An 18,771-nucleotide genomic window follows, 5' to 3' on the forward strand; every position below is an offset into this window, starting at 1 on the left:
GGGCTCGATGCTACCGCCGGAGGTCGCACCGGTTCCTGCGGAAGCATACCTTGGCAGAGGGCCTCGTGATAGGTTTTGTTTGATTCAGTGAGAACAAGTTCGAGTAGTCCCTGCCACACCCCACCACGACCGACCGGGAAGGACGCCCGATGCTCGCAGCCGAACGGCACGCGGCCATCCTCGACCGTCTGGCCGACCGCCCTGCCGTCCGCGTCAGCGACCTCGCCGCGGAGCTCGAGGTCTCCGAGATGACCGTGCGCCGGGACATCGATGCCCTGGAGGTGCGCGGATCGCTCGTGCGGGTCCACGGGGGCGCCGTCCGCCCTGGCAGCCTCAGCTCCGTCGAAGCGGGCTTCGACGCCAACCGGATCCGCGCGGCGGACGCCAAGCAGCGCATCGCCGCGACCGCCATGACCCTGCTGGCCCCGGGCATGACCGTCTCCATTACGGGCGGCACCACGACGTTCGCGTTGGCACCGCTGCTCCGCCGTGTCCCCGGGCTGACCGTCATCACCAATTCCCTGCCCCTCGCTGACGAACTGCACCGGCTGGACGCCGCCTCGCCCTCCGACGACACCCCGGAGGTCCTGGTGTCCGGAGGCCAGCTGACGCCCTCCAAGGCCCTGGTGGGGCCCCTCGCCACCGCGACCATCACGTCGCTCCGGGCCGACCTCTGCCTCATGGGGGCGCACGGCGTCGACGCATCGGCCGGCATCACCACGCCGAACCTCGCGGAAGCGGACACGAACCGCGCCTTCGCCCGGACGTGCGGTCAGCTCGTGGTGCTGGCGGACACCTTCAAGATCGGCGTCGTGAGCCTCGCCCGCGTGACGACCCTCGACGCCGTTGCCGCCCTCGTCACCGACCGGCCACCCGGCGCGGACTACGCCGCGCTGAGCCGGATTCTCTGCGATCCCGACCCCGACCCCCACCTGGAAGAACGCCGATGACCCTCATCACCCCCACCCTGCTGTCCGACGGGCGCGAGCTCATCTACTTCGACGCCGACGAAGCGAGCGCAGCCCGGCACCGCGATCCGGAGGCGGTGCGGGACGCCCGCGGGCTCCCCCCTCGAGGACCCGCGGGCACGGCGAGGTACGATGCGCTGTCGGGCGAGTGGATCGCCGTCGCCGCGCACCGGCAGTCCCGCACCCACCTGCCTCCGGCGGACCAGTGCCCCCTGTGCCCGACGACACCGGCCAACCTCTCCGAGGTGCCCGCGTCCGACTACGAGGTGGTGGTGTTCGAGAACCGCTTCTCCTCCTTCGGTCCGGACCTCGGCGAGTTGCCCTCCGCCCCGGAGTGGGGCACGACGACGACGGCGTTCGGCCGGTGCGAGGTGGTCGCCTTCGACTCCGCACACGAGGGGTCCTTCGGTTCCCTGCCTCCCGAGCGCGCGCGTACCGTGATTGACGCCTGGGCCCACCGCACCGAGGCGCTGTCCGCCATGCCGGGCATCAAGCAGGTGTTCTGCTTCGAGAACCGCGGCGCGGACATCGGCGTCACCCTGCTCCACCCCCACGGCCAGATCTACGCCTACCCGTTCATCCCGCCACGCGCGGCGACCCTCGCAGCGCGTGCCCACGAGTTCTTCGAGGCCTCCGGCGGAACCCGGACACTGATGGGCCATGCCCTGGCTGCCGAGCGGTCCGCGGGTGACCGCATGGTGATCGAGGGCGAGCACTTCAGCGCCTTCGTCCCGTTCGCGGCCCGCTGGCCGCTGGAGGTACATCTCGTCCCGCACCGCCAGGTCCCGGATATCGCCGCGCTGACGGGCGAGGAGCGCGACGAGCTCACCACGGTGTACCTCGACCTGCTCGGCCGGTTCGACGCCCTCTACCCCACGCCGACGCCGTACATCGCCGCCTGGCAGCAGGCGCCGCTCGACGACGTCCTGCGGCCGGCCAGCTACCTCCACCTCCAGGTGACCTCCCCCCGCCGCGCGGCCGACAAGTTGAAGTTCCTCGCCGGCTCCGAAGCCGCAATGGGTGCCTTCATCAACGACACCACGCCGGAAAAGGTGGCCGAGGCTCTCCGCGCGGCCGGTACTGCCCGTACCGCCGGTACGTCCGGTGCCGCGACGACGCCCGACGCCCCCTCAGCAACCACCCGGAAGGACCAGGCATGAACGCCACGCCCCTCGACCTCGCAGCGGCCTTCACCGAGCGCTTCGGCACCGAACCGGACGGCCTGTGGTCCGCTCCGGGTCGCGTCAACCTGATCGGCGAGCACACCGACTACAACGACGGCTTCGTCCTCCCGTTCGCGATCAACCAGTCCACCACCGTCGCGGCGGCCGTGCGCCAGGACCGCCTCGTGCGCGTGGCGTCGACCTTCGCGCCCGATGAGGCTCCCGTGACGGCGGACCTGGACACCCTCGAGGAGGGCGGGGTCCAGGGCTGGGCGGCCTACCCGATCGGTGTGCTCTGGGCCATGGAGCAGGCCGGACACCGCTGTCCGGGACTGGATCTCCTGGTGGACTCGTCGGTACCCGTCGGCGCGGGCCTCTCCTCCTCCGCGGCGCTCGAGTGCTCCGTGGCGGCGGCGGTCAACGATCTCGGAGAACTCGGCGTCTCGCTCCGTGAACTCGCAACGATCGGGCAGCTGGCCGAGAACCGCATGGTGGGCGCTCCGACGGGCATCATGGACCAGTCGGCCTCCCTGCTGGGCGAGGTGGGACACGCCGTCTTCCTCGACTGCCGGTCCGGCGATTCCCGCCTGGTGCCCCTGGACCTCGAGGGGGCGGGGCTGGAGCTCCTGGTGATCGACACCCGCGTGAGCCACGCGCACTCCACCGGCGGCTACGCGGCACGCCGGCGCTCCTGCGAACTGGGGGCGGAACTCATGGGCGTCCCGGCGCTCCGCGATCTCTCGGTCAAGGACCTCGCCGAGGCCGCAGGAGTCCTCGACGAGGAGACCTTCCGGCGCGTCCGCCACATCGTCACGGAGAACGCCCGCGTCGAGGACGCCGTCCGGGTCCTGACGAGTGGCGGCCCGGCCGATCTCGGGTCGCTGCTGGTGGCCAGCCACGCCTCGATGCGGGACGACTTCGAGATCTCCTGCGCGGAACTCGACACCGCGGTGGACGCGGCGCTCGACGCCGGGGCCATCGGCGCACGGATGACGGGCGGTGGCTTCGGCGGAGCCGCGATCGCCCTGGTCAGGGCGGACGACGCCGCGGCCGTGCGCTCGTCCGTGGAGGGCGCCTTCGCCTCTGCCGGGTTCCGGGCGCCCGTGATCTTCGGTGTACTGCCCGGCGCCGGGGCCGCACGCACCGCCTGACGCCGCCTCCTCCGCCTCGGTTGTGGTTCCGGAACCAGGACAGACAGAAGGACCCGCAACCGGCTGGTTGCGGGTCCTTCTGGGTCACCCCCCGGAGGAGGAGAGGCCGGCGCGCGACGTGCCGGCGGGGCGGGATCAGTCGCTGCCGCGGAGAATCGCGAGGAGGCGAAGGATCTCGACGTACAGCCAGATGAGCGTGACGGTGAGGCCGAAGGCCGCGGTCCAGGAGTATTTCTGCGGAGCGCCCTGGCGGACGCCCTCGCTGATCGACGTGAAGTCGATGATGAGGGAGAAGGCCGCGAGGCAGATCGCGAACAGTCCAATGACGAGGCCGAACGGAATGCCGTTCTCGAATCCGAACATGCCCTCGGTGCCGGGGATGGCCGAGCTGCGAAGCCCGAACATGCCCTCCGTGGCACCGAACAGCATGAGCCCGAGGTTCACCAGGGAGAAGGCTGCGTAGCTGATGATGGCGATCATGAAGAATTTCATCGCCTTGGGCGTCGCGCGGACCTTGCCGCTCTTGAACAGGGCGAGCGTGACGCCGAAGACCACGAGCGTGCCGAGGACGGCCTGCAGCGCGATGCCGGGGAACCGGGCCTCGAGGTACATCGTGATGCCGCCGACGAAGAGTCCCTCGAGCGCCGCGTAGGCGAGGATCAGCGCGGGCGACGGCTCGCGCCGGAAGGCGTTGACGAGGCCGAGCACGAAGCCACCGAGGGCACCGATCACCATGAGCGGGAGGGCGAGGCCAGGCAGGACGAAGGCGGGGATCGCGGCTCCCACGAGGACCACCCCGAGGCACAGCAGCGTCTTGACGATCACGTCGTCGAACGTCATGCGTCCCGTCTGCGCCGGGCCGGCCGACGGCTGGTTGTACATGTGCTCCAGCTGCTGCTGGTTCGCGACCCCCGTCCCCGCATAGGTCGCCGTCCCGAGTCCCGAGGACTGGTTTCCCCGGGTAGCGGAACGGAAGGTCTTGCCGTTGAAGACCGGATTACCGCCAAGTGCCATGGTGAGTTCATTCCTCCAATAGGGGGCTGATTGTTCGTGCAACCCTACCAATTCGAACGAAGAGGCCGCCGAATCGTTCCCTGTCCTCCGGTGCCGGCCGCCCATCAGGACGGCTGAAACACAACAGACAGGGGCCTTGGTAAAACTTTCGTTATCGAATTGCTACCTGCCCGCGAGGCTTTTGCGAAAAGCCGAAACATGCCGCTAGTAACATAAGGCCCACGCCCGTGACACTCGTCACATCAGTTGATCCCGGCGAGGCGCCGGGCCTGCCCCCACCGTGGAGGTCCCCATCTTGATCACCTTATCGACGCCTGCATGGATCAGGAGGTCGTTGCTCCTGATCCTCGGCCTCCTGAGCATCGTGCTGCTCGGCAGCCCTGCAGCGCAGGCGTCCCCGCAGCCGCCCGCACAGGCGAATCACGCCACGGTCCAGGCGCACAACGCCACCGCCGTCCAGGCCCAGGAGTTCGACAATCGGATCGGTGGCGTCCTGCGCGGCGTCGACGGGCCGATCGCCGGCGTGACCGTCACGGCCACCGGCAACGGGTTCGAGGGAGAAACCACGTCGGGCGCCAACGGCGCCTGGGGTATCGGCGTCCCGGAGCAGGGCACCTACGAGGTCGCCATCGACGAGGACACGCTGCCCGAGGGCATCGCACTCGCCGAGGGCCAGCAGAATCCGCGGGAGGTGACCTTCGCCAACACGTCGAGCGCCACGACGCTGTTCCTCTTCGGCGAGGGCATCGTGACGCAGCAGACCTCGTTCCTCGACACCCTCGCGGAACGGGCCCTGGCCGGCTTCAGCTTCGGCCTGCTCCTCGCCCTGAGTGCCGTCGGGCTGTCCCTCATCTTCGGCACCACGGGCCTCACCAACTTCGCCCACGGCGAGATGGTGACCCTGGGCGCGGTCCTCGCCTTCGCCTTCGCCGGGATGGGACTCCCCATCGCGGTCGCGATCGTGCTGGCCGTGATCGGCGGCGGCCTCCTCGGCTACGTCCAGGATGCCGGGCTCTGGAAGCCGCTGCGGCGCCGGGGCACGGGTCTCGTGCCCATGATGATCGTGAGCATCGGCCTCGCGCTCGCGCTCCGCTACATCATCCAGTTCTTCTTCGGCGGTGCCACACAGCAGCTGCCGGGTTCGCAGAGCGAGATCATCGACTTCGGGTCGGTCTCGATCTCGCGCAACAACCTCACATCCCTGATCGTGAGCCTCGTGATCATCCTGATCGTGGCGTTCCTGCTGCTGCGCACCCGGATCGGCAAGGCGACGCGCGCCGTCGCGGACAATCCCGCTCTCGCCGCCGCCTCCGGCATCGACGTGGACCGCGTCATCCGGATCGTCTGGGTCATCGGCGGCATGCTGGCCGCACTCGGCGGCATCCTCTGGGCCTACTACCGCCCGGGCGTGTCCTACAACATGGGCCAGCAGATCCTGCTGCTCATCTTCGCCGGCGTCACGCTCGGCGGACTGGGCACGGTCTTCGGCGCCCTCGTCGGCTCCATCATCGTCGGACTCTTCGTGGAGATCTCCACGATCTGGCTCGAGGCAGACCTCAAGTACGTCGGAGCTCTGCTGATCTTGATTCTCGTTCTCCTGGTCCGGCCGCAGGGTATCCTCGGCCGCCGAGAGCGCATAGGTTAGGGGCTCCCCATGGACATCGGAAACATCCTCATCAACGCCTTCGGCGAGCTGATCAGCCCGACGACGGCGGCCTACGCCCTTGCCGCGCTCGGCCTCGCCGTCCACTTCGGCTACTCGGGCCTCCTGAACTTCGGCCAGGCCGGTTTCATGGCGGTCGGCGCGTACGGCTACGCCATCTCGACGCTCACCTTCAACGCCCCGCTGCCCGTGGCCGTACTGATCGCCATGCTGGCCTCGGTGGTCTTCGCGATCGTCCTCGGCATCCCGACGCTCCGCCTGCGGGCCGATTACCTGGCCATCGTCACCATCGCGGCCGCCGAGATCATCCGGTACATCGTGACCACCAACGGGCTCACCGACATCACCGGCTCCGCGAACGGCCTCGCGGCCTTCGAGGGCGGCTTCTTCGGCCTCAACCCCTTCCCCGTCGGCACCTACAACGTCGGTCCGCTCGCCATGAACGAGCGCGACCTGTGGATCCGGATCGTCGGCTGGACCGTCGTGATCCTGGCCTGCCTGGTCGTCTGGCTCCTCATGCGCAGCCCCTGGGGCCGTGTGCTCAAGGGCATCCGCGAGGACGAGAACGCGGTGCGGTCGCTCGGCAAGAACGTGTACGCCTACAAGATGCAGGCCCTCGTGATCGGAGGCGTCCTCGGATCGCTCGCGGGCATCATCTTCACCCTCCCCCGTGGTGCCGTCCAGCCCGCCAACTATGCGACCGAGCTGACGTTCTTCCTCTACACCTGCCTCCTCCTCGGCGGCATGGCGACGGTCCTCGGCCCGGTCATCGGCGCGATGATCTTCTGGGTGGTCCTGTCCCTGACCCAGGGACTGCTGTACGGCGCCATCGAGATCGGGGCCATCACGTTCCTGTCCAACTCACAGGCGGGTCAGCTGCGCTACATCCTCGTGGGTGTGGCCCTGATGCTGCTCATGGTCTTCAGGCCGCAGGGCGTCCTGGGTAACAAGAAGGAGCTGGCGTTCGCATGACCGGCAACCACAGCAATCAGTCCGAACTGCCCGAGACACCGGTCGGCGCCGGCGCCGACCGGTCCGCCGGCGGCGCGCACGCGGCGGAGACGCCGGTGGACGCCCCCGCGGGGACCACGGGTGAGGGCGGTGCCACGGCCGCCGACCACATGACGGACACGCAGCCCATCACCACGGGCGAGACCGGCCCCGGGTGTAGCAAGCGGGACCCCATCGTGATCGCCCGCAACGTGACGCGCACGTTCGGGGGCATCAACGCCGTCGACGTCGAGCACCTCGAGATCCCGCGCCACAAGATCACCGCCCTCATCGGTCCCAACGGTGCCGGGAAGACGACGCTCTTCAACCTGCTCACCGGCTTCGACGTGCCGAACAGCGGGGACTGGGAGTTCGACGGCACTCCGCTTGCGAAGGTTGCCTCGCACAAGGTGGCACGCATGGGCATGGTGCGCACCTTCCAGCTGACCAAGGTCATGGCAAGCTCACCGTCATGGAGAACATGCGCCTCGGGGCCACGGACCAGCCGGGTGAAAGCCTCGCCCGCGCACTCTTCAAGGGCATCTGGGGCGGACGTGAACGGGAGATCACGCAGCAGGCGGAGGTGCTGCTGGCCAAGTTCAAGCTCGACACCAAGCGCGACGACTACGCCGCGTCCCTCTCCGGCGGCCAGCGGAAGCTCCTCGAGATGGCGCGCGCACTCATGGTGCGCCCCCGGCTGGTCATGCTCGACGAGCCGATGGCGGGTGTGAACCCGGCCCTCACGCAGTCCCTCCTCGACCACATCAAGAACCTCAAGTCCGAGGGCATGACCGTCCTCTTCGTGGAGCACGACATGCACATGGTCCGCCACATCGCGGACTGGGTGGTCGTCATGGCCGAGGGCAAGGTCGTCGCCGAGGGACCGCCGGACATCGTGATGAAGGACCAGGCGGTGATCGACGCCTACCTGGGAGCCCACCACGACGTGGACCTCGGGGACTCGACGGGCTACGACCGGCTCGAGGAGGAGCTCGCCCACGACAAGGAGTCGGTGCTCGGCACCGAGCGCGAGGGGGTCCTCGGGCGAGGGGTCAGCGAGGTCGGTGGCGCCCACGCCGCACCCACCACCCAGACGGACGAGGAGACGAAGTAATGACTGAGGAAGCGTTCGAGGGCGACTCGGTCGTCAAGGTCACGGATCTGGTGGCGGGCTACCTGCCGGGCGTCAACATCCTGAACGGGTGCAGCATCGAGGCCCGCCGCGGTGAGCTGATCGGCATCATCGGCCCGAACGGGGCGGGCAAGTCGACGCTCCTCAAGGCCATGTTCGGCCTGGTGAAGGTCCACTCCGGCACCGTCGTGGTGCGCGGCCAGGATCTCACGGGCCTTAAGGCGAACCGGCTCGTCAGCCGCGGCGTGGGCTTCGTGCCGCAGAACAACAACGTCTTCGCGACGTTGACCATCGAGGAGAACCTCCAGATGGGCATGTACCAGCGGCCCAAGGACTTCAAGGAGCGCTTCGACTTCGTGGCCGGGCTCTTCCCCGAACTGGGGAAGCGGAAGGCGCAGCGCGCCGGCTCGCTGTCGGGCGGCGAACGACAGATGGTCGCGATGGGACGGGCGCTCATGATGGATCCGGCGGTGCTGCTCCTCGACGAACCGTCCGCCGGCCTCTCCCCCGTGAAACAGGACGAGACGTTCCTGCGCGTGCACGAGATCAACAGGGCCGGTGTGTCGGTGATCATGGTGGAGCAGAACGCGCGCCGCTGCCTGCAGATCTGCGACCGCGCCTATGTGCTGGACCAGGGCAAGGACGCCTACACGGGCACCGGTCGGGAACTCATGAAGGATCCGAAGGTCATCCAGCTCTACCTGGGCACGCTCGCGGACACAGCCTGAACCGGAAGGTCGGGACCAGCGCCGGCAGGGCGCTCGGACGTCGCTCGACCTGACCTGCGCCGAGAATGCAAGGAAGGCGGAACCGGAGACGGTTCCGCCCTTCGGCGTTCGACGCCGGATACGGTGGCACAGCGCTATCGCACCATCGGGAGAGGACGCCGGACCATGGCAGGGTTCATCAGCAGTGCGATCGGCGTGGGGTTCGAGACGGTGTTCCGCGGCATCCGGCAGGTCCGGCCGCACCGTCCGATCCACCCGCGCGGACTGAGGCTCGACGGCGAGGTCGTGGTGCACGGGCACGGTGAGCCGAGCGGGATCTCCTGGCTCGACCGGCCCGCGGCATATCCGGTCACGGCGCGCGTCTCCCGGTCGGTCGGCCTACCGGACGGACTGCCCGACGTCGTCGGGCTGGCGGTGCGCGTGCACCACCGGGCCGATGGCGCCCCGCCCTCCACCGTCTCCGACATCCTCCTGTCCTCCACGGGCTGGGGCATTCCGGGTCGCTTCGTCCTGGTGCCGAGGATCAGCCTCTCGCGGGCCCCGCTGAGCACCGTGATGCCCTACCGTGGCGAGAACGGACCCGTCCTGCTGGGGGCCCGGACACGGGCGCCCGCGGGACTCCCCGCCTCCCTCCGCGGCGTCGAGCACGCGGTGGGCGGATCCGTGTGGCAGCTGAGCCTGCACTTCGCCACCCCGACGGGACCCTGGGCACAGTTCGCCACACTGACGCTCACGCTGAGTCCCGACCGGGACGAGGAGGACCTGCGCTTCGACGCCGTCCTGCACCCGCTCGCGGGAGCGGGGACCTATGAGTGGTCCCGGAGGGTCCGCGAGCCCTCCTATGCCCTCGCCAGACGCCCTCCCGGAGACTCCTGACCGCGGGCCGACCCCGCGCCGGGAACTGCACGCGCCGACGCGTGTGGCCGGCCGGAACGACGGAGGCCCCGGCCACGCCCTCCTGGGAGGGGCGGCCGGGGCCTCTGCGTATATCTGTCCGCCTACCGGATCAGTCCCGGCAGGCCGTTCGGGCCCGGGCTAGAGCTGCCCGACCTCCGAGCGGTAGGGCTGCGGCACGTTGTCGCCGTCGTACTGGTAGATGCCGATGGCGGCTTCCGTCGGGTCACCGTTCTCGTCGAAGGAGACGGGGCCGGAGATGCCGTCGTAGTCGATGTCCTCGCCCTCACGCAGGAGCGTGACGCAGGCGGCGAAGTCGTAGCACTTGGTGCCGTCCTTCGAGACGCCCTCGAGCTCCTCGGCGATGGCACTGCCCTCGACGCTGCCTGCCGCCTCGGCGGCGAGCGAGATCAGGTTGACGGCGTCGTAGCTCTCGCCGGCGTAGGCCAGGCTGGTCAGGTCGGGATCGACCGTGGCCAGCGCGTCCTGGAATCCGGTCCCGGTGAAGGGGCCGGGGATGGTGCCCTGCGCGCCTTCGAGGGTGCCGGCATCGAGATCGGCGCTGTAGTCGGTCGTGTTGCCGTCGACCATGAACAGCGTGCTGGCGTCGATACCCTTGGCCACCAGCAGCGGGACGATGCTCTTGGCCTCGTCGAAGCTGATGAGCACGATCGCGTCCGGAGCAGCGGCGGCGATCGCGTCCACCTGGCTGGAGAACTGCGAGTCACCGGTGTTGAACATCTCGTTCGCCACGACCTGGCCGCCTGCCGCCTCGACCGTCTCCTGGATGTTGCTCTGGAGCCCGGTTCCGTAGGAGTCGTTCAGCGTGATCATGCCGACCGTCTGGGCACCACAGGTCATGATGTAGTTGCCGAGTGTGCGGCCCTGCAGGACGTCGGAGGGAGCGGTGCGCCAGTAGAGGCCCTTGTCGTCCCAGTCCGTGAACTCGGGCGAGGTGTTGGCGGGTGAGAACTGCACGACGCCCGCGCCGGTGATCTGGTTGATGACGGTCTTCGAGACACCCGAGGATGCTGCGCCGATGATGGCGCTGACATCCTGCGACAGCAGATCCGTGACGGACTGCGTGGCGATGTCGGTGGTCGTGTCACCCGAGTCGCGGTGGGTGATGGAGATGTCCTGGCCGAGGACGCCGCCTGCCGCATTGACTTCCTCGACGGCGAGGTTGACGCCTGCGATCTCGGGCGGGCCGAGGAAGGCGAGGGTACCGGTGGTCGGCAGGATGGAACCGAGCTTGAGCGGCTCGGGGCTCGTGGTGGTGCTCGCCGGAACAGCGTCGGGGTCACCCTTCTCGCCCTGCTCCTCACCGACGCCGCCTTCACCCTCGGGGCACGCCAGGCCCGACGCGGCTGCCGCCTGCGTGGTCTCGGTGGTGCCGCCGTCTCCGCCGTCACCTTCGTCGCCGGTGTTTCCGCCGCCACCGCAGCCGGAGGCGAAGAGCGCGATCCCGAGGCCCAGGGCAGCGATCTTGGCCGCACGCGGGGCAGTGTCCCCGGCGCCGAACCACGCCGAGTTGCGTGTTGCAGTCATTAATTAGTCTCCTCGACCGAAAGGCTCTTGCTGCCTTTGATGCGTGTTGCCAGGTGTTCCTGGCTTGTAGGAAAAGCTAATCCAATTTTGTGTCCGAGATAAGGGAATCGGGTTACATCCTTGTAACGCTCGTCACAGGCAGCTCTCGGCAGTCTTGACAGGAGACATCGATCAGCCCACTGCCCTTCGAGCCCGGCAGGACGCGCGAGCAGAGGCGCCGGGCGAGGCGAGTGCCCCAGCAGGGACTCGAACCCTGACTGAACAGATTTTAAGTCTGGTGCCTCTGCCATTGGGCTACTGGGGCCAGCACCGTGCCAGCCTATCGCGAGACCTGTCCCCCGGGAGTCCGGACAGCACGACGGCGGCCCCCGATCGGGGGCCGCCGTCGTTCGATCCGAGTGGAGCGGAAGGCGTCAGGCCGACGCCTTGGCCCCTGCCGCCTTGCCCGCGGGCGTGGGGGGCTGGCTCTGCAGTGCCGTGTCCTTCTTCGGGGGCGGCGTGGCCGCCTCGCGGAACTGGCGGCGGGGCTCCTTGAGGTCCGAGAGCGGCGCGAGGTCGCGGCCGAAGAGGAAGCTCATGCTCCAGTTGATGATCACGCGCGCCTTGCGTTCGTACATCGGCATCGCGAAGCCGTGGTAGCCGCGGTGCGCGAGCCAGGCCGGGAGGCCCTTCATGCCGAAGCCCATGATGTTCGCGACACCCTTGAACTGACCGAAGCCCGCAACGGCTCCGAGGTTCGTGTGGCGGTACTCCTTGACCTCGCCCACGCCGTAGTTGGTGGCGAGGATGTTGGCGGCGAGGAGCTTGGCCTGGCGCACGGCGTGCTGGGCGTTCGGCACGCAGAAGCCTCCGACTCCCCCACCGGTCAGGTCGGGGACGGCAGCGACGTCGCCGGCGGTCCAGGCATGGTCGATGGGACCGTCGTCGCCCGTGATGCGGAGCTCGGGCGTGGCCCGGACCCGGCCGCGCTCGTCGATCGGGAAGTCCGTCGAACGGACCACCGGATTGGCCTGCACACCCGCGGTCCAGATGAGGGTGTCCGTGGCGAACTCGTCGGCCGGGGTCTTGTCCGGCATGTTGATGAGCTTGAGGGTGCCGTCGACGGCGCTGGACAGGGAGGTGTTCAGGAGCACCTCGATCTGGCGGGAGCGGAGGTGGCTGACGACCCACTCGGCCTGCTCGGCCGTGACCTCGGGCATGATGCGGCCCATGGCCTCGACGAGGACGAAGCGCAGGTCGGAGCGGGTGAGGCGCGCGTTGGCCTTGACGGCGTCGCGTGCGGCGTCCTCCATCTCGGTGATGGTCTCGATGCCGGCGAAGCCTCCACCGACCACCACGAACGTCAGGGCGCGGTCGCGCTCAGGTCCCTCGGGCAGCACGGACGCCGTCTCGATGCGCTCGAACATCTGGTCCCGCAGGGCCACGGCTTCCTCGATGGTCTTCAGGCCGATGCCCTCGTCCTTCAGGCCGTCGATGGGGAAGGTGCGGGTGATGGAACCCGCGGACACGACCACGTCGGTGTACGCGAGCTCGAAGGATTCGCCGCCGCCCGCCGGCTCGATGGTGGCCGTGCGTCCGGCGTGGTCGATCGAGGTGACCTTCCCGGAGATGAGTTCGGTCTTCTTCAGGTGCTTGCGGTGGGAGACGATCGCGTGTCTCGGTTCGATGCTTCCCGCAGCGACCTCGGGGAGGAAGGGCTGGTAGGTCATGTAGGGCAGGGGATCCACCAGCGTGACGATGCCGCCGTGGTCCTTGACCTGCTTTTGGAGCCTGTGTGCCACGTAGAGGCCTACGTAGCCTCCGCCGACGACGAGGATGCGCGGGCGGTCCGAGAGATGAGGTATGGATGCCATGGTCCCGATGCTACCGGACTTTGTGAAAATCTTCACTAGCTCGGGGGCGACGGCGGAACCCGTAGCGGGCCCTGCTCGTTCACCCCGCCGCCGGGCCCCGGCGGGCTCCCCGCGGGCTCCTGAACCTCCTGCTCGGATGAGTGCGGGAGCGTCCTGTGGGAACTACTGCGTCCGCTTCCGGACCCGGTGCACGTGGGTTCCTCCGGCCACGATCACGACGAGCATCAGGCCACCGAAGCCGAGCACCACCGCTGACGGGAGGACCGTCGTGTCCTCCGGTTCCACGGCCCGGGGCGGGGCGGGCGCGGTCAGCACGGGCTGCGGGGCGGGATCGGGTGCCGCCGGTGGTGTCGCAGGCGGCGCGCTCCCCCGACGGTACAGCTGGATCCAGTCCGCCATGCTCCCGAGCCGGCTCTCCTGGGGAACCTCGATGTCGCTGTTCACCGCGGCGGCGACATCGAGGACGCCGTAGCCGTAGAGGGTATCGAAGCCGGGGGCTCCGGCGTCCCTGGCGGTGTCGACGATGCGGTTCACCACCTCCTCCGCGGTGAGATCGGGGTAGCGCGATCTGATGAGCGCGGCGACTCCCGACACGAGCGGTGCCGCGCCGGACGTTCCGGACCAGTCGGCGTACAGGCCTCCGGGCAGGCCGCCGACCAGGTTCTCGGACGGTGCTGCCACCGCGATGCTGATTCCCTCCGAGGACGCCTCGGCGCTCGCCTGGCCGTCGCGGTCGAGTCCCGCGACCGCGAGCACTCCCGGGATGGTCGCGGGCGCGCCGACCTGCGTCAGGCCGCCCGCCCGGTTGCCCGCGGCGGCGACGATGACGACGTCGTTCTCCTCCGCGTAGAGGAACGCCTCGTCCCAGCTCTCGGGCCACTCGGTGCTGGTGCTGCCCAGGGACATGTTGATGACGTCGGCGCCGTTGTCCACGGCCCAGTGGACTGCCCGCGGCACCTGCTCGTCCACCGCGATGCCCGCCGGGTTCGGTCCGCTCCCCGGGCCCTCGATCCACACGGAGATGGCGAGGAGGTCGGCCTTCGGGGCGACGCCGACGATTCCGTCCGGCCCTTTCCCGACGGCGCTGAGGGGATCGGCGGGCGACGTCGGGGCAGGGCTGACGGTGGCGTCCGCCTCGTCCGGCCCGCCCGTGGAACCCGCTCCGGGTTCCGCGTCGGCGGTGTGCCCGCGGCCGGCCAGCAGCGTGGAGACCAGCGTGCCGTGGCCCGGCACCTCCCCGAGCCCGCGCTGGCCGTCGGGGTCCCCGGCACCCGAGACATCCGTACCCGCGATGACGGCGCCCGCGAGGTCGGGGTGCGTGCCGTCCACGCCGCTGTCGATCACCGCGACGGTGACACCCTCACCCTGCGTGGTCTTCCACGCCTCCGTGATGCCGTAGTCCTCGAGCCAGTACTCACTGCCCCGTATGTCGTCCGCAACGGCCGGAACCGCGAAGGGCAGTGCCAGGGCGAGCGACGCGATCCCAGCCAGGGTCGGGACGATCAGCCTGACGGCCCGCTCCCGTCCGGCCACCGGCTCAGCCGCTCCGGGCCGCGACACTGAGCGCGATCCCGTCGAGGATGTCGTGCTCGCTCGTGACCGCCGTGGTGATGCGACCGCCCGTCACGGCAGCCACACGTTCCAGGATGGAGGTCCAGATCAGCGCTCCGGCGCCGATGACGTCGACGCGCCCCGGATGCATGTAGGGCAGGGACGCTCTCGCGTCGCGGGAACGGTGCAGCAGGTCCAGGGCCGCCGAGCGGATCACGGACACGGGCAGTTCCGCTCCGTGGATCCGTTCCGGCTGGTACTCCGGCAGGTCCAGTGCGTGTGCCGTCACGGTCGTGACGCTGCCGGCCACGCCGATGATGCGGGTGGTCCGCTCGAGCGGCACCTCCGCCGCGGCCTCGTCCATCAGGCGCCCCACTTCCGCGGTCATCGCCTCGATCTGCGCGGGGCTCGGCGGATCGTCCTGCAGGAAGCGCTCCGTGTAGCGGACGCACCCCATGTCGGTGCTGCGGGCGGCGATCAGGCCGTCCGTGGTACCCGTGACGAACTCGGTGCTGCCGCCGCCCAGATCGATCACGAGCACGGTCTCGCCGTCGGCCGCGGCCAGCACGCTGACGGCCCCGTCGAAGGACAACCGTGCTTCCTCGTCGCCCGAGATGACCTCCGGCTCCACGCCGAGACGCTCCCGGATGCCGTCGACGAAGACCTGGCGGTTCTCGGCGTCGCGCGTCGCCGACGTCGCGACGAAGCGCACGGGCGGAGCGCCGTGCTCACGGATGAGCGCTGCGTACTCCTCGGCGGCGGTGAAGGTCCGTTCGAGCGCAGCGTCGGACAGCCGGCCGGTCGCGTCCACGCCTTCGCCGAGTCGCACCACCCGCATGAGGCGGACGACATCCGTCAGGAGCCCGTCCTCGATATCTGCGATGAGCAGGCGGATGGAATTGGTGCCGCAGTCGATGGCAGCTGTGCGCATTACGTCTCCTCGTGGGTGGGTGGTGCGGGCGACGCCGGGCCGGCAGCAGCCTCCGGCGCCGACCGACGCCGTGCTGCGCGCTTCGCCTCGAGGTCCTCGGGGCTGAGACCCTGCGTCCGCGTGTGTCGACTGAGGTCCGCGTCGGGAGCCTGTCCGGTCGTGTCCCAGGCTCCGTCGCAGGAGCAGTGCTGCGGCGTCCACCAGGGCGCGATCCGCTCGATCGCCTCGTCGCCGAGGGGATTGACGCCCGGGCCGGCCGCGAGCGCATGGCCCACCAGCACGTGGAGGCACTTGACGCGGGTGGGCATGCCGCCTGCGGACACGCCGTCGATCTCGGGGACTTCGCCCGTTCCCGCCCGCTCACCCACGGCGCGCCGGGCAGCGAGATAGTCCTCGTGCGCGGCCCTGTAGCGCGCGGCGAGCCCGGCGTCCACGCCGAGGCGGTCCGTCATCTCGGTCATGACCCCGTCGGCCTCGAGCCGCGACACCGCCGCCGTGATCACGGGGTGGCTGAGATAGTAGGTGGTGGGGAAGGGTATGCCGTTGGAGAGGCGGGGCGCCGTGGTGGCGACCAGGGGGTTGCCGCACACACACCGTGCGCCGATCTCGACGACGTCGCGCACCGGGCGGCCGAGCTGGCGGCTGAGGACGTCGACATCCCGCTCGCTGGGCTTTCGAGGGTCCTGCTCCTCGAGCGCCCCTTCGGGGTGCTGTTCCTGCTGGGTCACACTGTTCCTTCCTGGGACACCCGACGGGCGTCGGTGTGTCGGTCGCCGTCCGGCCTTCGCAGCGGCGATCGGTCAGTCGGTCGCCGCGCGCTCCACCGAGTTCCAGAGCGAGTCGACCCACGGCAGATCCTCCGGCTGCGCCGCCGAGCCCTCACCCGTGCCCTGCTCGATCCCCTCGCTCCCCTTCACGAGGTAGCGGGTCTCGCCGGGCATCACGAGGAAGATGCGTTCGCGGGCCTGCTGCTTCACGAAGGCCGGGTCGTCCCAGCGCGCCAGCTCGTCGGTGTAATCGGCCTGCTGTTCCTGCTGCCGGGCGATGTCGGCGCGCAGGGCATCGAGCTCGGACTGCTGCTGCACGTAGCGGCTGACCGACGGCGCGAGCAGCACGATCACCGCGATGAGCACGACAGCGAGGGCCAGCATGCGTCCGGAGAAGGTCTTCGCCGGGATGGGGGTGGCGTCCTCGGCCGGCTCGATCGGGGATTCCGCGCGCTTCGACCCCAGCCGTCCCCTGCGGATGCTGCGGGCGAGGTACGAACGCTCGGCCGCCCGCGCCGCGGAAGGCGCGGCCGGCTGAGCCGGATCCTGAGCCGCCTGGTCGCGTGGGGGCCGCACGGATGTGCGGGGGTCCTTCGTGGCCGAGGGCCCGGCCGCGCGAAGGGGAGCCGGTGTGCGGGGGGCAGCCGGCGTGCGGGGAGCGCCGGGTCTGCGGGGCGCTCCCGCGCCGCGTCCCTGACCGGCAGGGGCTGCCGTCGATCCGTGGTTCGTGGCCTGCTGGCCCGGACCGCGGGGCGGTGTCTGGCCCGGGGTCGTCCCGGGGGCCGACCGTTCCTCCGCCTGGGGCGTGGGACGGCCGGCTCGCGGCACGTTGGGGCGGCGGGCGGTCATGGAGCTCCTCGTCAATGCACATGCTTCGATTCACGTCGGGTTCCTCGCGGATCCCGTTTAACGAGGGTAACCGCCCGCCTGATCAGCGGCGATTCACCTACGCCGTGAAACGCGGGAAGGCACTCCGACCGGCGTAGCGTGCGGCGTCGTCGAGCTCTTCCTCGATGCGCAGCAACTGGTTGTACTTGGCCACGCGCTCGCTGCGTGCAGGCGCACCCGTCTTGATCTGGCCGGCGTTGGTGGCGACGCAGATGTCGGCGATCGTGGTGTCCTCGGTCTCACCGGACCGGTGCGAGGTGATCGTCGTGTACCCGGCGCGCTGCGCCATCGAGATGGCGTCCAGCGTCTCGGTGAGCGTTCCGATCTGGTTGACCTTCACCAGCAGCGAGTTGGCCGTCTGGTTCTCGATGCCCTTGGCGAGCCGGACCGGGTTGGTGACGAAGAGGTCGTCGCCGACCAGCTGCACCTTGTCCCCGATGGCGTCGGTCAGGTGCTTCCAGCCCTCCCAGTCGTCCTCGTCGAGGGGATCCTCGATGGAGACCAGCGGGTAGTCACGGACGAGCTCCACGTAGTACGCGCTCATCTCCTCGGTGCTGAGGGACTTCCCCTCGAACTGGTAGGCGCCGTCCGTGTAGAACTCGGACGCGGCCACGTCCAGGGCGAACGCGATGTCGGTCCCGGGCGTGTAGCCGGCGCGCTCGACGGCGGTGGTGATCAGGTCGAGGGCGTCACGGTTGGAGGGGAGGTTCGGTGCGAAGCCACCCTCGTCGCCGAGGCCCGTCGCGAGGCCCTTCTCCTTCAGGACGGACTTGAGCTCGTGGTACACCTCGACACCCCAGCGCAGGCCCTCGGAGTACGTCTGGGCGCCGAGCGGCACGATCATGAACTCCTGGATGTCGACGTCGGAATCGGCGTGCGAGCCTCCGTTGAGGATGTTCATCAGCGGCACCGGCAGAACGTGCGCGTTCGGGCCACCGAGGTAGCGGTAGAGGGGAAGGGCCGAGGACTCGGCCGCGGCCCGTGCGATGGCCAGGGAGACACCGAGCATTGCGTTGGCGCCGAGGTTCGACTTGTTCTCGGTGCCGTCCAGGTCGATCATCGCCTGGTCGATGGCACGCTGGTCCGCGGCGTCGAAGCCGAGGAGTGCGGGCTGGATCTGCTCGATCACGGCTTCGACGGCCTGCAGGACGCCCTTCCCGAGGTAGCGGTCCTTCTCGCCGTCGCGGCGCTCGTTGGCCTCGAAGGCGCCGGTGGATGCACCGGAGGGGACGGCCGCCCGGCCGAAGGTGTCGTCGTCGAGCAGGACCTCGACCTCGACGGTGGGGTTGCCGCGGGAGTCGAGGATTTCCCTCGCGTGGATGGCATCGATGATGGCCATGGATTTGCTCCTCTTCGTTGGAGATCAGGAATTCACATCGTGTTGGGACGTCTTTGTCAGAGCAACGGAGGTGTTGCTCCCAGCCTAGTTCACGGAGGTGCCGCGCGTCCGGTACCGGGCCGCGATGTGACGCGGCACTGCCCACGGCGCTCGACCGGGCCCATCGGTGCCCGACTCACGCAGCCCGGCGT

At 69.5% G+C, this 18,771-nt stretch carries 15 protein-coding genes, 1 tRNA gene and 1 pseudogene; 8 read left to right on the plus strand and 9 right to left on the minus strand.

The annotated features are described in order from the left end of the window. Positions 1–149: 149 nt before the first annotated feature. The 3 genes from FJV46_RS01380 to galK are packed head-to-tail and all read left to right on the plus strand — an operon-like array spanning position 150 to position 3,282. Entirely contained in the window at positions 150–950 is an 801-nt protein-coding gene (locus FJV46_RS01380) for a DeoR/GlpR family DNA-binding transcription regulator (RefSeq protein ID WP_087031083.1), read from the plus strand. Then, positions 947–2,128 (plus strand): galactose-1-phosphate uridylyltransferase, encoded by a 1,182-nt coding sequence (gene galT / locus FJV46_RS01385; RefSeq protein WP_087031086.1) that lies wholly within the window; start codon positions 947–949, stop codon positions 2,126–2,128. The genes FJV46_RS01380 and galT overlap by 4 nt, the downstream gene beginning before the upstream one ends. Beyond that, positions 2,125–3,282, plus strand: a complete 1,158-nt coding sequence (gene galK / locus FJV46_RS01390) for a galactokinase (protein WP_087031089.1) — start codon at positions 2,125–2,127, stop codon at positions 3,280–3,282. Before galT ends, galK begins: the two co-directional genes overlap by 4 nt. 135 nt (positions 3,283–3,417) lie before the next feature. Here galK and FJV46_RS01395 read toward each other — a convergent pair whose 3' ends face one another. Next, on the minus strand, positions 3,418–4,296 hold the full coding sequence (locus FJV46_RS01395) for a Bax inhibitor-1/YccA family protein (RefSeq protein WP_087031092.1): 879 nt from the start codon (positions 4,294–4,296) through the stop codon (positions 3,418–3,420). 295 nt (positions 4,297–4,591) lie between these two features. Here FJV46_RS01395 and FJV46_RS01400 point away from each other — a divergent pair, with 295 nt between their 5' ends. The 5 genes and pseudogenes from FJV46_RS01400 (at position 4,592) to FJV46_RS01420 (ending at position 9,685) form a co-directional block, all read left to right on the plus strand. Then, positions 4,592–5,941, plus strand: a complete 1,350-nt coding sequence (locus FJV46_RS01400; protein WP_087031925.1) for a branched-chain amino acid ABC transporter permease — start codon at positions 4,592–4,594, stop codon at positions 5,939–5,941. A 9-nt stretch (positions 5,942–5,950) separates the two neighbouring features. After that, the gene (locus FJV46_RS01405) at positions 5,951–6,931 is read left to right on the plus strand and encodes a branched-chain amino acid ABC transporter permease (RefSeq protein WP_087031097.1); all 981 of its coding nucleotides are present in this window, start codon (positions 5,951–5,953) and stop codon (positions 6,929–6,931) included. 149 nt (positions 6,932–7,080) lie between these two features. Beyond that, positions 7,081–8,063, plus strand: a pseudogene (locus FJV46_RS01410) (ABC transporter ATP-binding protein). Further along, positions 8,063–8,809: an ABC transporter ATP-binding protein gene (locus FJV46_RS01415; RefSeq protein ID WP_087031100.1), complete on the plus strand. Its 747-nt coding sequence runs from the start codon at positions 8,063–8,065 to the stop codon at positions 8,807–8,809. Before FJV46_RS01410 ends, FJV46_RS01415 begins: the two are co-directional and overlap by 1 nt. 165 nt (positions 8,810–8,974) lie before the next feature. Further along, a complete protein-coding gene (locus FJV46_RS01420; RefSeq protein ID WP_087031103.1) occupies positions 8,975–9,685 on the plus strand; it encodes a hypothetical protein in 711 nt (236 codons plus the stop codon). 159 nt (positions 9,686–9,844) lie between these two features. On the opposite strand, the gene FJV46_RS01425 is transcribed toward FJV46_RS01420, so the two are convergent. The 8 genes from FJV46_RS01425 to eno all read right to left on the minus strand — a co-directional run bounded on the left by FJV46_RS01425 (position 9,845) and on the right by eno (position 18,580). Further along, positions 9,845–11,251, minus strand: a complete 1,407-nt coding sequence (locus FJV46_RS01425; protein ID WP_087031107.1) for an ABC transporter substrate-binding protein — start codon at positions 11,249–11,251, stop codon at positions 9,845–9,847. Between the two features lie 231 nt (positions 11,252–11,482). Then, a tRNA-Leu gene (locus tag FJV46_RS01430) sits at positions 11,483–11,555 on the minus strand. Between the two features lie 109 nt (positions 11,556–11,664). After that, positions 11,665–13,104, minus strand: a complete 1,440-nt coding sequence (locus FJV46_RS01435; RefSeq protein WP_087031109.1) for an NAD(P)/FAD-dependent oxidoreductase — start codon at positions 13,102–13,104, stop codon at positions 11,665–11,667. Positions 13,105–13,266: 162 nt separating this feature from the next. Continuing rightward, positions 13,267–14,637: a S8 family serine peptidase gene (locus FJV46_RS01440; protein ID WP_232008594.1), complete on the minus strand. Its 1,371-nt coding sequence runs from the start codon at positions 14,635–14,637 to the stop codon at positions 13,267–13,269. 4 nt (positions 14,638–14,641) lie between these two features. Beyond that, positions 14,642–15,586, minus strand: coding sequence for a Ppx/GppA phosphatase family protein (locus FJV46_RS01445; RefSeq protein ID WP_087031113.1), 945 nt, complete (start codon positions 15,584–15,586; stop codon positions 14,642–14,644). Continuing rightward, complete coding sequence (locus FJV46_RS01450) at positions 15,586–16,314, minus strand: DUF501 domain-containing protein (RefSeq protein ID WP_087031116.1); 729 nt, start codon at positions 16,312–16,314, stop codon at positions 15,586–15,588. Before FJV46_RS01450 ends, FJV46_RS01445 begins: the two co-directional genes overlap by 1 nt. Positions 16,315–16,386: 72 nt before the next feature. After that, positions 16,387–16,929, minus strand: a complete 543-nt coding sequence (locus FJV46_RS01455; protein WP_240046473.1) for an FtsB family cell division protein — start codon at positions 16,927–16,929, stop codon at positions 16,387–16,389. A 370-nt stretch (positions 16,930–17,299) separates the two neighbouring features. Beyond that, positions 17,300–18,580, minus strand: coding sequence for a phosphopyruvate hydratase (eno, locus tag FJV46_RS01460; RefSeq protein ID WP_087031122.1), 1,281 nt, complete (start codon positions 18,578–18,580; stop codon positions 17,300–17,302). Between the last annotated feature and the right edge of the window lie 191 nt (positions 18,581–18,771).

It is taken from the genome of Arthrobacter agilis, assembly GCF_006494655.1.
Lineage (GTDB): Bacteria > Actinomycetota > Actinomycetes > Actinomycetales > Micrococcaceae > Arthrobacter_D > Arthrobacter_D agilis.

Coding starts and splice junctions, on each gene's coding strand:
- FJV46_RS01380 (WP_087031083.1), top strand. CDS start 150: ATGCTCGCAGCCGAACGGCACGCGGCCATCCTCGACCGTCTGGCCGAC.
- galT (WP_087031086.1), top strand. CDS start 947: ATGACCCTCATCACCCCCACCCTGCTGTCCGACGGGCGCGAGCTCATC.
- galK (WP_087031089.1), top strand. CDS start 2,125: ATGAACGCCACGCCCCTCGACCTCGCAGCGGCCTTCACCGAGCGCTTC.
- FJV46_RS01395 (WP_087031092.1), bottom strand. CDS start 4,296: ATGGCACTTGGCGGTAATCCGGTCTTCAACGGCAAGACCTTCCGTTCC.
- FJV46_RS01405 (WP_087031097.1), top strand. CDS start 5,951: ATGGACATCGGAAACATCCTCATCAACGCCTTCGGCGAGCTGATCAGC.
- FJV46_RS01415 (WP_087031100.1), top strand. CDS start 8,063: ATGACTGAGGAAGCGTTCGAGGGCGACTCGGTCGTCAAGGTCACGGAT.
- FJV46_RS01420 (WP_087031103.1), top strand. CDS start 8,975: ATGGCAGGGTTCATCAGCAGTGCGATCGGCGTGGGGTTCGAGACGGTG.
- FJV46_RS01425 (WP_087031107.1), bottom strand. CDS start 11,251: ATGACTGCAACACGCAACTCGGCGTGGTTCGGCGCCGGGGACACTGCC.
- FJV46_RS01435 (WP_087031109.1), bottom strand. CDS start 13,104: ATGGCATCCATACCTCATCTCTCGGACCGCCCGCGCATCCTCGTCGTC.
- FJV46_RS01445 (WP_087031113.1), bottom strand. CDS start 15,586: ATGCGCACAGCTGCCATCGACTGCGGCACCAATTCCATCCGCCTGCTC.
- eno (WP_087031122.1), bottom strand. CDS start 18,580: ATGGCCATCATCGATGCCATCCACGCGAGGGAAATCCTCGACTCCCGC.